This is a genomic window from Frigoribacterium sp. CG_9.8 (assembly GCF_015751965.1).
In the GTDB taxonomy this organism is placed as follows: Bacteria; Actinomycetota; Actinomycetes; order Actinomycetales; family Microbacteriaceae; genus Lacisediminihabitans.
This window is the reverse complement of sequence record NZ_JADOVH010000005.1, coordinates 130,611-143,563: the sequence shown is the minus strand read 5'-3', so window position 1 is coordinate 143,563 and position 12,953 is coordinate 130,611. Positions and strand designations below refer to the sequence as shown.

The 12,953-nt window shown below is 59.2% G+C and carries 12 protein-coding genes; 4 read left to right on the top strand and 8 right to left on the bottom strand.

What is annotated here, in order from left to right:
* Positions 1–45: 45 nt before the first annotated feature.
* The 8 genes from IWX88_RS11450 to dnaA form a co-directional block, all read right to left on the bottom strand.
* Complete coding sequence (locus IWX88_RS11450) at positions 46–453, bottom strand: DUF3566 domain-containing protein (RefSeq protein WP_196830430.1); 408 nt, start codon at positions 451–453, stop codon at positions 46–48.
* Positions 446–3,028: a DNA gyrase subunit A gene (gene gyrA, locus IWX88_RS11445; RefSeq protein ID WP_196830428.1), complete on the bottom strand. Its 2,583-nt coding sequence runs from the start codon at positions 3,026–3,028 to the stop codon at positions 446–448. The genes IWX88_RS11450 and gyrA overlap by 8 nt, the downstream gene beginning before the upstream one ends.
* A 40-nt stretch (positions 3,029–3,068) precedes the next feature.
* A complete protein-coding gene (gyrB, locus tag IWX88_RS11440; RefSeq protein ID WP_196830426.1) occupies positions 3,069–5,039 on the bottom strand; it encodes a DNA topoisomerase (ATP-hydrolyzing) subunit B in 1,971 nt (656 codons plus the stop codon).
* Between the two features lie 166 nt (positions 5,040–5,205).
* Entirely contained in the window at positions 5,206–5,712 is a 507-nt protein-coding gene (locus tag IWX88_RS11435; RefSeq protein WP_231369207.1) for a DUF721 domain-containing protein, read from the bottom strand.
* Between the two features lie 79 nt (positions 5,713–5,791).
* On the bottom strand, positions 5,792–6,976 hold the full coding sequence (gene recF / locus IWX88_RS11430) for a DNA replication/repair protein RecF (protein WP_196830424.1): 1,185 nt from the start codon (positions 6,974–6,976) through the stop codon (positions 5,792–5,794).
* A gap of 4 nt (positions 6,977–6,980) precedes the next feature.
* Positions 6,981–7,910: a phosphogluconate dehydrogenase (NAD(+)-dependent, decarboxylating) gene (gene gnd / locus IWX88_RS11425; protein WP_370568347.1), complete on the bottom strand. Its 930-nt coding sequence runs from the start codon at positions 7,908–7,910 to the stop codon at positions 6,981–6,983.
* Between the two features lie 6 nt (positions 7,911–7,916).
* Complete coding sequence (dnaN, locus tag IWX88_RS11420) at positions 7,917–9,065, bottom strand: DNA polymerase III subunit beta (protein ID WP_196830420.1); 1,149 nt, start codon at positions 9,063–9,065, stop codon at positions 7,917–7,919.
* 375 nt (positions 9,066–9,440) lie between these two features.
* Positions 9,441–10,871, bottom strand: coding sequence for a chromosomal replication initiator protein DnaA (dnaA, locus tag IWX88_RS11415; protein ID WP_196830418.1), 1,431 nt, complete (start codon positions 10,869–10,871; stop codon positions 9,441–9,443).
* Between the two features lie 271 nt (positions 10,872–11,142).
* On the opposite strand from dnaA, the gene rpmH reads away from it, so the two are divergent.
* From rpmH to yidC, 4 genes are read left to right on the top strand one after another with little or no spacing between them, the layout of a single operon-like run.
* Positions 11,143–11,280: a 50S ribosomal protein L34 gene (gene rpmH / locus IWX88_RS11410; RefSeq protein WP_010204566.1), complete on the top strand. Its 138-nt coding sequence runs from the start codon at positions 11,143–11,145 to the stop codon at positions 11,278–11,280.
* An 8-nt stretch (positions 11,281–11,288) separates the two neighbouring features.
* Positions 11,289–11,630, top strand: a complete 342-nt coding sequence (gene rnpA, locus IWX88_RS11405) for a ribonuclease P protein component (protein ID WP_196830415.1) — start codon at positions 11,289–11,291, stop codon at positions 11,628–11,630.
* On the top strand, positions 11,627–11,935 hold the full coding sequence (gene yidD, locus IWX88_RS11400) for a membrane protein insertion efficiency factor YidD (RefSeq protein WP_196830413.1): 309 nt from the start codon (positions 11,627–11,629) through the stop codon (positions 11,933–11,935). The genes rnpA and yidD overlap by 4 nt, the downstream gene beginning before the upstream one ends.
* Before the next feature lie 9 nt (positions 11,936–11,944).
* Positions 11,945–12,919, top strand: coding sequence for a membrane protein insertase YidC (yidC, locus tag IWX88_RS11395; protein ID WP_196830411.1), 975 nt, complete (start codon positions 11,945–11,947; stop codon positions 12,917–12,919).
* Positions 12,920–12,953: the final 34 nt, after the last annotated feature.

The following is a 12,953-nucleotide window of genomic DNA, read 5'->3' as shown; positions in this document are numbered from 1 at the left end:
AGTATCGCACCTGCCGAGTTTCACCGAATCGAGCGAAGGGCCCTGCTAGTTGTTCGTAAATCCGACCAGAAGCCCACCGGTAACACGCACGCTGAAGTTGTACAGCATCGCGGTTACCGCCCCGAGAGCCGTGCCGACGACAGTGTTCAAAATGGCGATGACCAGGGCAAACAGGGCCACCTGCCCCAGGGAGAACACCGCCGTCACGCTGAATTCTGGCTGGCCGAGGATGCTCTGAAACAGGCTGTCCAGGCTGCCGAAGATGCCCGTGCCGTCGAGCACAATCCAGATGAGCACGCTCACCACGATCAGGATGATTCCGAGAGTCACGCCGATCAGGAACGAAAGCTTCACTGCCGACCAGAAGTCGACGTAAACGAGCTTGAGACGAACCTGCTTCGTGGTGGCAGCCCGCGGGGATTTTCGCTGGAGCTTCTCGGCGATGCTACTCATCTACTGACTCACTCTCTCCGGGCTGGATCTCTCTGACAAGCGGCTCCTCTTCGGGAGCGTCCTGGTCATCGACTTCCAGTTTGCGTTCACTGTTTTTCGCTACTGCAATGATCTTGTCGTCGTCCGCGAACCGTGCAAAAACGACTCCCATGGTGTCGCGACCCTTGGCCGGCACCTCGGCGACAGATGAGCGTACCACCTTGCCACTGGCCAGAACCACAAGCACCTCGTCGTCATCCTCCACGATGAGGGCTCCCGCGAGGTCGCCGCGAGCCTCCTGCAGCTTGGCAACTTTGATACCGAGCCCGCCGCGATTTTGCACGCGATACTGATCGGCGGCGGTTCGCTTGGCGAAGCCACCCTCGGTAACAACAAAGACGAATCCCGTGTCCGCGACGACGGATGCGTCGAGCAGCGTGTCTTCATCACGGAAGTGCATCCCGATGACTCCGGAGGTTGCGCGGCCCATCGGACGCAGCGCCTCATCCGATGCCGTGAAGCGAATGGACATGCCCCTACGGGACACGAGCAGAAGGTCGGAGTCCTCCTCCACGAGCATCGCCGAGACCAGCTCATCGTCTTCTCGCAGGTTGATCGCGATGATGCCACCCGTACGGTTGGTGTCGTATTCCGACAGCAGCGTCTTCTTCACCAGCCCGCCACGCGTCGCGAGTGCGAGGTACTTGGCCACCTCATAGTCGCGTATGTCGAGGATCTGTGCGATCTCCTCATCTGCCTGGAGCGCGAGCAGGTTTGCCACGTGCTGGCCTTTGGTATCACGGCCGCCCTCCTGCACCTCATACGCCTTCGCACGGTACACGCGGCCCTTATTTGTAAAGAACAGCAACCAGTGGTGAGTGGTGGTGACGAAGAAGTGCCCCACGACATCGTCTGCCCGTAACTGGGCACCCTTGACGCCTTTGCCGCCACGGTGCTGGCTGCGGTAATTGTCGCTGCGTGTGCGCTTTATGTAGCCGCCACGGGTGACCGTGATCACCATCTCCTCTTCGGGGATGAGGTCTTCCACGTTCATGTCGCCATCGAAGCCGAACATGATCTCGGTGCGACGGTCGTCGCCGTATTTGGCGATGAGTTCCGTGAGTTCTTCACTCACAATGTCGCGCTGGCGCTGCGGGCTCGCCAGAATCGCCTGGAAGTCAGCGATTTCGAGCTCGATTTTCTCGCTCTCCTCGATTATCTTCTGGCGCTCAAGGGCGGCGAGGCGCCGCAGTTGCATCTCGAGGATGGCACGAGCCTGCTGCTCATCGATGTCGAGCAGTGTGATCAGGCCATCGCGGGCATCCTCAACCGTCGCAGAGCGGCGAATCAGGGCGATGACATCGTCGAGGGCGTCGAGGGCCTTCAGATAGCCACGCAGGATGTGTGCGCGCTCTTCGTGCCGGCGCAAGCGGAACGCGGTCCGACGCACAATCACGTCGATCTGGTGATCACTCCAAGCGGTGATGAAGCCGTCAATTGCGAGGGTGCGCGGGATGCCATCGACGATCGCGAGCATGTTCGCTCCGAAATTCTCCTGCAGCTGCGTGTGCTTGTAGAGGTTGTTGAGCACCACCTTGGCCACCGCGTCGCGCTTCAGCACAATCACTAGCCGTTGACCGGTGCGGCCCGAGGTCTCGTCGCGGATATCCGCAATACCGGAGATCTTCTGTTCCTTGACGAGCTCGGCGATTTTGAGAGCCAGGTTGTCGGGGTTCACCTGGTAGGGAAGCTCGGTGACAACAAGGCAGGTGCGACCTTGGAGCTCCTCCACGTTGACGACCGCGCGCATCGTGATCGAGCCACGACCGGTGCGGTAAGCATCCTGGATGCCCTTGAGCCCGAGGATCTGGGCGCCGGTAGGGAAGTCTGGACCCTTGATGCGCTGGATGAGCGCCTCGACCAGTTCCCCCTGCGAGGCATCCGGATTAGCCAGGTGCCAGAGCGCGCCCTCGCCGACCTCGCGGAGGTTGTGCGGCGGGATGTTGGTAGCCATCCCGACAGCGATGCCCACCGACCCATTAACGAGCAGGTTGGGAAAACGGCTCGGCAGGACGAAGGGCTCCTGCGTTCGACCGTCGTAGTTGTCTTGGAAGTCGACGGTCTCTTCCTCGATATCCCGCACCATCTCCATGGCGAGCGGCGCCATCTTGGTTTCGGTGTAGCGATGCGCTGCAGCGCCGTCGTTGCCCGGAGACCCGAAGTTGCCCTGACCGAGGGCGAGCGGGTAGCGCAGGCTCCACGGCTGCACGAGCCGCACGAGCGCGTCGTAGACCGAGGAGTCACCATGCGGGTGGAACTGACCCATGACGTCACCGATGACGCGGGTGCACTTCGAAAATCCCTTGTCTGGTCGGTAGCCTCCGTCATACATCGCGTAGATCACGCGGCGGTGAACGGGCTTCAGACCGTCCCGCACCTCTGGCAGCGCGCGCCCAACGATGACGCTCATCGCGTAGTCGAGATACGAGCGCTGCATCTCGAGCTGGAGGTCGACCTGCGTCACCTTGTCGTGCGCGAGGTCGATCTCCTTGCCCGCAATCTGCGGGTCGTCGCCTGGTGTGATTTCGTCAGCCATGTGTGTTCTTTCTTAGCGGTGGTGATCGAGTGGCGAATGTCTAGATGTCGAGGAAGCGAACGTCTTTCGCGTTCTTCTGAATGAAGCTCCGGCGTGATTCCACGTTCTCACCCATGAGGGTGTCGAAGATCTCGTCGGCCGCAGCCGCATCGTTGAGCGTCACCTGGAGCAGAGTGCGCGTGACCGGATCCATGGTCGTCTCCCACAGTTCCTTGTAGTCCATTTCGCCAAGCCCCTTGTAGCGCTGCACTCCGCTGTCCTTCGGCATGCGCTTTCCTGCGGCAGAGCCCGCGGCGAGCAGCGCTTCCTTCTCCCGGTCGCTGTAGACGTATTCATGGGGGGAGTTGGTCCACTTGAGACGGTACAGCGGAGGTTGGGCCAAATACACGTAGCCGAGATCGATCAGTGGCCGCATGTACCGGAACAGCAGGGTGAGCAGGAGTGTCGTGATGTGCTGGCCATCGACATCCGCATCGGCCATCAATACAATTTTGTGATAGCGGGCCTTCTCCGGGTTGAAGTCCTCACCAACACCAGCTCCAAAGGCCGTGATCATGGCCTGCACCTCATTATTGGCGAGTGCTCGGTCGAGGCGGGCCTTTTCGACATTGAGGATCTTGCCGCGCAGCGGGAGAATCGCCTGGAACTCCGGATTGCGCCCCTGCACAGCAGAGCCACCGGCCGAGTCACCCTCCACCATGAAGATCTCGGAGAGCGATGGATCTTTGCTTGAGCAGTCGCGCAACTTCCCGGGCATTCCACCGGACTCCAGCAGTCCCTTGCGTCTGGTCTGCTCGCGCGCCTTGCGGGCAGCGAGTCGGGCAGCGGATGCCTGGATCGCTTTACGAATCACATCGCGCGCCTGGGTCGGGTTGCGGTCGAACCAATCCCCGAGTTGGTCTCCGGCAATGCGCTGCACGAAGGACTTTGCAATGGTGTTGCCGAGCTTGGTCTTCGTTTGGCCCTCGAATTGCGGCTCGGCGAGCTTCACTGAGATGACCGCAGTCAGGCCCTCGCGCACGTCGTCACCGGTGAGGTTCTCATCCTTTTCCTTGATGATCCCCTTCTCCCTCGCGTATTTGTTTACGAGAGTCGTGAGGGCAGCACGGAAGCCCTCTTCGTGGGTTCCCCCCTCGTGCGTGTTGATGGTGTTCGCGTAGGTATGCACGGACTCCTGGTAGGAGGTGGTCCACTGCATTGCGACTTCGAGGGAGATCTTGAGATCTTTGTCCTCCAATTCGAAGGAAATAACATCCGGATGCACCACCTCGACCTTCTTCGCAGAATTGAGGTATTCCACGTAGTCGACAAGCCCGTTCTCATACATGTAGGTCACGCTGACGGTCTCTGTCTCATCGATCTCACGCTCGTCGGTGAGGGTGATCGATAGGCCCTTGTTGAGGAATGCCATCTGCTGGAGACGCGCGCGGAGTGTCTCGTACTCGAAGATCACGGTCTCGAAAGTATCCGGGCTCGGCCAAAAGGTGACCGTCGTACCGTGGTCCTCGGATGATTCACCCTTGGCCAGTGGAGCCTGCGGGGTCCCGTGCTGATAGCTCTGGCGCCAGACATGTCCCTGTCGACGCACCTCGACGTCCAGTTCCTTCGACAGCGCATTGACAACAGAAATCCCCACGCCGTGCAGCCCACCGGATACCGAATAGCCGCCGCCGCCGAACTTGCCGCCGGCGTGCAGGATTGTCATTACGACCTCCACCGTCGATTTTTTTTCCGACTTGTTGAGATCTACCGGGATACCACGTCCATTGTCGATGACTCGGATACCACCGTTTTTCAGCATGGTGATCAGGATCGTGTCACAGTACCCGGCGAGAGCTTCGTCCACGGAGTTGTCCACAACTTCGTACACGAGGTGATGCAGGCCACGGGGACCGGTGGACCCGATATACATGCCGGGGCGCTTCCGCACCGCCTCGAGCCCCTCGAGCACTTGGATCTGATCTGCTCCGTAGCTGTCTTCAGACTCGGATATAGAGCGATTCTCTGCCATGTGAAATTGGGCTCCTGCCGAGTAGATCGATTGTTCGTTCGCGGCTTGGGTTTCTCCACGAGAAACTGCCATGACGACCCGACAATCCTACCAAATCCACAAGGACAATAGGCGCGAATCGGCGATCTGGGGACTTAGGCCTAAGGCAGCGACCTATTTTGCCCTGTCAGCCATAAGTATCGCGTGGACCACGCCCTGGAATTGATCTGGGACCGCGTTTCCAGGAGGGGGCACCCGGCCCTTCGAAACGTATCGACTCGATGCCCGCATCCGGGTACCTCGCCGTGATGCGATTCATGATTTGCACACGCATGAGTCGAAGCTGTGTTGCCCAGGCAGTCGAGTCGCACTTCACGGTGAGTACGCCGTCTTCAATCCCGACCGGAGCAGAGCGATCCGCGGTGTCGGCTCCGGCGATCTCACCCCAGGAGGCGAGAATCTCCGACCGTGCAAGCGGCGAACTCCACCCCAATTTCACGGTCAGCGAGTCCACGACAGCGCCAAGCCCCTCGGGATCGCGGCCCCCGCCGAAGGGAATTGTGGAACCCGGTTCCTTCTTTGCCCGCTTACGCGCATCCGCGGTGCGGGTAGAGCCATCACCAAAAACACGGCGAAAGCGCAAGTAAACCGAGACTGGCTCGGATTCTTTCGGGGCATCACCCATCTCTTTCATGAATCTGGCCCCGTAATACTGATCGCGAGGGCTTGCCGGCGAAGAGTGGGGCCCGCGCGACAGCTTGGTGGGCGCAGCGTCACGATACTGTCCTCTCGACGATCGTGCCGCGACTGATATGAACGGTGTTACCAGTGAGCTCTTGCGGAACATCATCGAAGACCGCCGCGGTGATGAGCACCTGCTCGAAGTCGCGCACGGCGTAAGCAAGGCGGTCTCGCCGTGACTGATCCAGTTCGGCGAATACATCATCGAGCATGAGCACCGGATCCCCTGTGGAGGACTCCCGCCGCAGCAGGATCGCAGATGCCAGCTTCAGGGCGAGTGCAAATGACCAGGACTCGCCATGACTGGCATAGCCCCGCGCGGGGAGGGAATTCAGCTCGAGTACGAGGTCATCGCGGTGCGGACCAACGAGGGTGACCCCGCGCTCCAGCTCATGTCGACGGCGGCGGGACAGGGAACTACGAAACGCGACCGCGGCATCCGCCGCCGTAACCCCACCGTGCCGAAGTCCGACCGCGCCCGCCTCGTCATCATTCGCCTCGCCCGCCCCCGACGGGGAAGTGAAGATGCTGAGCTGGTTGGCGAGAGTCGCCCGGTGATCCTCGCCTGCAATCGATGTGTACGCAGCTGCCACTTCTGGCGACAACTCGGCGACGAGACCGGTGCGTGCCTCAATCAGCTGGGATCCGAGCGTGACCAGCCGCTCATCCCAGATGTCGAGGGTAGAAAGCAGGTCACCGCGGACAGCGGATGCCCTGGCTGACTTGAGGAGCGTGTTGCGTTGGCGCACCACCCGGTCGTAGTCCATGATCACTCCCGAGATCCGAGGCGAGCGCAGCACGAGCAGCTCGTCGAGAAAACGTCGCCGCACCGCCGGATCCCCCCGGATCAGTGCGAGATCCTCCGGCGCGAACAGCACGCTGGAGAAATAACGCGGCAACTCACGGGTCTTAATGACCGAGCGATTGATCTGCGCTCGATTTGGCGAGGAGCGGTTGAGTTGCACCTCCGCGAGAATCTGACGCTCACCGCTGACTAGACGGGCTCGGATGATCGCAGAGTCGGTACCCTGCCGAATCATTGCGTGGTCTACAGACACCCGATGCGATCCGAGCGTGCTGAGGTAGGCAAGAGACTCAACCAAATTGGTCTTACCCTGTCCATTGCTTCCGACAAATAGGTTCGCCCCGGAGGTCAGGGCCACCTCTGCGGAACGGTAGTTACGAAAATCAGTCAGGCTCAGATGGGTGACGATCACAGCATCAGTCGACCGCTTTGACCGAATGCCCACCGAACTGGTTACGCAGTGCAGCCACGGCCTTCATTGCGGGCGAGCCATTCGGTTGTCGAGAGACAAACCTGGCGAAAATCGAGGCGCTGATCGTCGGCACCGGCACCGCATTGGCGAGGGCTTCCTCGATCATCCAGCGTCCCTCACCGGAGTCTTCGACATATCCTTCGATGTCCGCAAACTCGGGATCCTCCTCGAGAGCTCGCACCAGGAGCTCAAGCAACCAGGAGCGCACGACCGTGCCGCGCTGCCAGGCCTTGAATGTGCCGGTGACATCTTTGATGATGTCGTCGCGTTTATCGAGGAGTTCATAGCCTTCGGCGTATGCCTGCATCAGGGAGTATTCGATTCCGTTGTGCACCATCTTGGCGTAGTGGCCTGCGCCAATCTCGCCAGCGTGTACGAATCCCTCATCCCGGGGGCCTTCGGGTCGCAGCGCGTCGAAGACCGGCATCAGGAGGTCGATGTTCTTCTTGCCGCCGCCGACCATCAGGCCGTATCCATTGGCAACACCCCAGACACCTCCGGAAACACCCGCGTCCACGTATTCGATTCCGTGTGTCGCGACCTGTTCGGCATGCCTGATGTCGTCGGTAAAGCGCGAATTGCCGCCGTCAATAATCACATCGCCAGCCGCGAGCAGCTCGGCTAGATCAGTAACCACCGAGTCGGTGATCGCGCCGGCCGGCACCATCACCCAGACGATACGAGGTGAAGGTAAGGCAGACACGAGCTCAGACAGGCTCGGGACATCTGTCACCGCAGGGTTGTGATCGTAACCGGTGACTTGAACGCCATTAGCCCGCAGCCGTTCGCGCATATTATTGCCCATTTTGCCAAGACCGATGAGGCCGATATGCATATGCGAACTTCTTTCGAGAGATGTCGCTGCGGAGTGGATTCGAAGCTACCTCAGCAGCAGGTTCGGCTGCAGGAGGTATTTGTAATTATCCGCGCCGGGCTGGTCCTTTGCGGACTGGCTGGTTATGAGCACTGGGCCTGGCTTGTTGGGATTCTCCGTTTTGGTGAACGAGATTCGCACAAACTCTGACCGCACCGCGCCAAGTCCATCCAGAAGAAACGCCGGTTTCAACGAGACGACAGTGTCCCCGCCATTCAGGTGCGCGTCGATTGATTCCGACGCCTGGGCCTGCTCTGAGCCGATGGCTTCGAGAGTGAGGCCATCGATGGTAAAGGTAAATCTCAGCGCCGCTTCACGCTCGAGCACCAGGGACACCCGCCGTACCGCCTCGATGAGCTCCGCGGTATTGATGACCGCGTAGTTGTCCACAGTCTCGGGAAATAGGCGCTTAACTGGCGGGAAATTCCCTTTGATGAGGAGGGATGTCACCGTCTTGCGGTCGGCGCGGAAAGCAATGAGCTCGCGATCGTCGGTATTGGTGATCGCCACCGAAATCGTGCCGCTGTGACCAAAGGTCTTGCCGATCTCCTGCAGCGTCCGTGCGGGGACAAGAGCGGTGAGGGTCTCTGCGGCCGGGGTCTCTCCCGAATCCCAGTCGATCGAACGCACCGCAACCCGATAACGGTCAGTGGCCACCATGGTGAGGCTATTGTGTGAAACTTCGAGCTGGACCCCGGTGATGACGGGGGTCACATCGTCGCGAGAGGCCGCCACACACACCTGTGCGACTGCAGTGGCAAAAGCCTCGGCCGGCAACAGTCCCGATCGCGCCGCGACTTGAGGAAGGGTCGGATATTCCTCCACCGGCATGCTGAGCAGGGTGAACTTCGCGGGGCCGCAAGTGACAGAGATCCGCCCGTCCTGGGTAGAGAACTGCACGGGTGCGTTCGGAAGCCGGCTCGCGATGTCTGCGAGCAGGCGCCCGGAAACGAGAATCTTGCCCGGCTCCTCGACTTCTGCCGAGATCTCGGTTTGAGCGGATACCTCGTAGTCGAATGAGGATAACGTGAGGCCGGTTTCGGTGGTTTCGATTAGCACCCCGCTGAGGATCGGCAGCGTGGTCCGCTGGGGAAGAAGCTTCACCGCAAACGAGACGGCTTCGCTGAAGACGTCACGATTGACTTGGAATTTCATGGGCACCCCTTGCTATCGAATCGGCCGTCGAATTGGCACGCTCGGAGGGAGCGTTGATCCGGGAGGTTAATACTGGCACAGCCAATGATTTCGTCCCACCCAAGGGTTATCCTCCCCAAAATAATTCTTATTAAGGATTAACACTCTTAACCGTTGTGTGATGTGTGGATAACCCGCTCGGGCGCCGCTGAACGCGGGGAATTACACCAGTGTGAGTTGTGGGGAACTTGGGGTATCCGTGGGCGACTATTTGTCATTCGTGACTGGCCCTCCGGTTGAGTTTCTACAGTTATGGTTTTCTGCGCACAGTGTTTATCGGCGTGTTCGAAAGTTATCCACAAGTTATCCCCACTGTGTGTGCCCCATCGGCCGCGATCAGATGGCGCCATAACGGTGATGTTGTTTGATCCGACTCGTCAGCTCGGTGACCTGGTTGTAGATCGAGCGTCGTTCCTTCATGAGTTCGGTGATCTTTTTATTGGCGTACATCACCGTGGTGTGGTCGCGATTGCCGAACAGTTGGCCGATTTTGGGTAGTGAGAGGTTGGTCATCTCGCGGCAGAGATACATGGCGATCTGGCGTGCGGTAGCCACTGCCTGTGACCGGGAGGAGCCGTACAGGTCGTCGACGGTGAGCTTGAAGTATTCGGCTGTGTGGTTGATGATGTCGACCGGTGCGATCACGTTGTCGTCGTCGAGAGTGATGAGATCTTTCAACACCGTCTGGACAAGAGCGAGGTCGACCGGTGTTCGATTAAGACTGGCGAAGGCGGTAACACGAATGAGTGTCCCCTCCAGCTCGCGGATATTCGATGAGACCTTGGTTGCCATGTACTCGAGGATCTCCGCACTCACCTGAAGCTTCTCGCTTTGGGCTTTCTTCCTCAGGATGGCGATACGTGTCTCGAGGTCGGGTGCCTGCACGTCAGTGATCAACCCCCACTCAAAACGTGACCGCATCCGATCCTCAAACCCGGTAAGGGCCTTCGGTGGCAGGTCGCTGGTAATCACCACCTGCTTGTTGTGGTCGTGCAGAGTGTTGAAGGTGTGGAAAAAGGCCTCCTGGGTTTCCACGGCGCGCTGAAGAAACTGGATGTCATCGATAAGGAGGATGTCTATCTCGCGATAGCGCGACTGGAAGACCGAGGCACGGTTATTAGCAATTGAGTTGATGAAGTCGTTGGTGAACTCCTCCGAACTCACATAGCGAACACGAATGCCCGGGTAGAGGCTTTCTGCGTAATGCCCGATCGCATGGAGGAGGTGGGTCTTGCCAAGACCGGAGTCGCCGTAGATGAAAAGTGGGTTGTATGCCTTCGCCGGAGCTTCGGCTACAGCAACTGCCGCGGCGTGGGCGAAGCGATTCGAACTGCCGATGACGAAGCTGTCGAAGTTGTACTTGGGATTCAGGCGTGAGTCAACACGCCGGGCGCCAGATGTAATAGATTCCGGCGGTGGCGCGGGCGCAACGGGTTGCTCGATGTAATCCTGGTTGCCCGTGTTCGTATTCGGGTGGGCCAAAGCATCATGCGCGATCTCGGGATTTACCACGATCGCGAAATTGCTGACCTGTTGCTCGTGGTCGAGTCCAGTCAGCGCATCGAGCAACGGAAGTCGGATGCGCTGCTCGAGCATGCCGCGAGTGAGATCGTTGGGAACTTCGAGGTAAATGGTTCCCGCCATCACACCCCTGGGCGCAACCAGGCTGAGGAAGCCCTGCAACTGTGGTGTGATTCGTTCGTCACCACGCAGAGTGGCAAGCACGGATTTCCAGATCGTCTGTGTCGAATCCGTGATGTCTGACATTGTTTCCCCGTTGTGGTTGAGTGCGGTTATGCACAGGTTTATCCACCGTTTGCGCAGTGTCACCACCTTAGTTCCGGTCGCATGTCGTTGCCGTGCTGTCCCCGGACAAGTGTGGATAATGTGCGAGATTCCGCCAGAGTTTGACCGCAGCACTTTAAGCCCGTATTTTTAAGCAGTTGACTTCAGCCTGATGGCTAACCTCCACTCCTCTGACCGCCCGGTGCTTTCCGAGCTGGTCCTGTGGAGTTCTGACACGCGAGAGAACTAAATCATGAGCAAGAGAACTTTCCAGCCCAACAACAGGCGTCGCGCCAAGGTGCACGGCTTCCGCTTGAGGATGCGCACCCGCGCCGGCCGCGCCATCCTCGGTGCGCGTCGTCGTAAGGGGCGCACCGAGCTCTCTGCGTAGACCGCGTCGTGTTGGCCAAAGCCAACCGGCTGGTCCGGGCTGATGACTACCGGCGGCTGGTACGCCGCGGCCGGCGAATAACAACGCGCCATATTGTCATTTACCTGCTCCAGGAGGATGACCTTCGGCCGCCACGATTTGGCTTCATCGTTCCAAAGACCGTGGGGATAGCGGTCAGACGCAACATCGTTCGCCGCCGTCTGAAGGCGATCGGTTTCGGCGCAGTCAGGGAACTGCCTCCGGGTACCGATGTGGTGATTAGGGCATTGCCAGGCTCAGCGCAGGCGGACTGGGATACCCTACGGAGTGCAGTCTCGGAAGTTCTGAGCGGGGGAGTCACACGAGCGTGAGTTCTGTCGCTGCTTTCGTGCTCCTTCTCCCCCGCAATCTCAGCGTGGTAGTTCTGCGGATCTACCGGGCTGTCATTTCCCCGCTTTACGGTGACGTGTGCCGCTATTACCCCTCATGTTCGTCCTATGCTTTGCAAGCCATTCAGCGGTATGGGGTGGTTCGCGGTAGCTGGATGGGAATGCGCCGGATAGCCCGATGTCACCCCTGGGCGGCCGGGGGGATTGATGATGTACCCCCACGCGACAAGCAAAAGTACGCGGTAACGCGGTTTGGATTTGTTGTATCGACGGCTACGGAAAGGTGACCCAGGTCCATGAACATCATTGACACGATTCTCTGGCCAATCAAGTGGGTGGTTGAGCTCATTCTCGTGGCGTTCCACGAATTGTGGGCGGTCATCGGACTCAACCCAGATGCGGGAATAACGTGGGTGCTGTCCATCGTCGGACTCGTGTTGGTCATTCGCGCGGCCCTCATCCCTATTTTTGTGCGCCAAATCAAGAGCCAACGCCGAATGCTCGAAGTTGCGCCCCAGCTCAAAAAAATCCAGGACAAGTACAAAGGCAAGAAGGATCAGTTCTCCCGTGAGGCGATGTCTCGCGAGACGATGGGGCTGTACAAAAAGACGGGCACCAATCCGCTGAGCTCGTGTCTCCCGCTCTTGCTTCAGATGCCGATCTTCTTCAGCCTGTTTTCTGTTCTGAGTAACGCACAGCATGTCAACGCCGACGGGTCGCGCGTTCCCGGTGTCGGGCTCCTTAACCCCACCCTGTCTGAATCATTCGGGACGTCTTCACTTTTTGATATCGCCCCCCTGCATCTTGCGATCAGCACCGCGAATGGCAATCCGGCGGTCATTGTGATTGCGATCATCATGATCATCCTGATGACCGCGTCGCAGTTCATCACCCAGCTTCAGATCATGTCCAAGAACCAGTCGGCGGAGATGAAGGCCAGTCCGATGTTCAAGCAGCAGCGCATTCTGCTGTACCTGCTGCCTCTGGTGTTTGCATTCTCCGGCTATACCTTCCCTCTCGGGGTCATGTTCTACTGGCTCGTCTCGAACTTCTGGACCATGGTCCAGCAGTTCCTCGTTATCAGAAATATGCCTACGCCCGGCAGTGAGGCAGCGCTGGAGCGTGAATCGCGCATGGCGAAGAGGGCACAGCGCCGGGGTTTCTCAATCATCGAGGATCAGCCTCTTGCGGTCGACGATGCCAAGATCAACACTCAGCGGGTGCAGCCAGTGAATAAGAACCGCTCCAAGAAGACCGGAAACAAAAAGTAGATCCCTGTCCGTTCCCTCGGCCTCCCCCGAAAGA

Coding starts and splice junctions, on each gene's coding strand:
- gyrB (WP_196830426.1), bottom strand. CDS start 5,039: ATGGCAGAGAATCGCTCTATATCCGAGTCTGAAGACAGCTACGGAGCA.
- rpmH (WP_010204566.1), top strand. CDS start 11,143: ATGAGCAAGAGAACTTTCCAGCCCAACAACAGGCGTCGCGCCAAGGTG.
- yidC (WP_196830411.1), top strand. CDS start 11,945: ATGAACATCATTGACACGATTCTCTGGCCAATCAAGTGGGTGGTTGAG.
- IWX88_RS11450 (WP_196830430.1), bottom strand. CDS start 453: ATGAGTAGCATCGCCGAGAAGCTCCAGCGAAAATCCCCGCGGGCTGCC.
- gyrA (WP_196830428.1), bottom strand. CDS start 3,028: ATGGCTGACGAAATCACACCAGGCGACGACCCGCAGATTGCGGGCAAG.
- dnaA (WP_196830418.1), bottom strand. CDS start 10,871: ATGTCAGACATCACGGATTCGACACAGACGATCTGGAAATCCGTGCTT.
- IWX88_RS11435 (WP_231369207.1), bottom strand. CDS start 5,712: ATGAAAGAGATGGGTGATGCCCCGAAAGAATCCGAGCCAGTCTCGGTT.
- dnaN (WP_196830420.1), bottom strand. CDS start 9,065: ATGAAATTCCAAGTCAATCGTGACGTCTTCAGCGAAGCCGTCTCGTTT.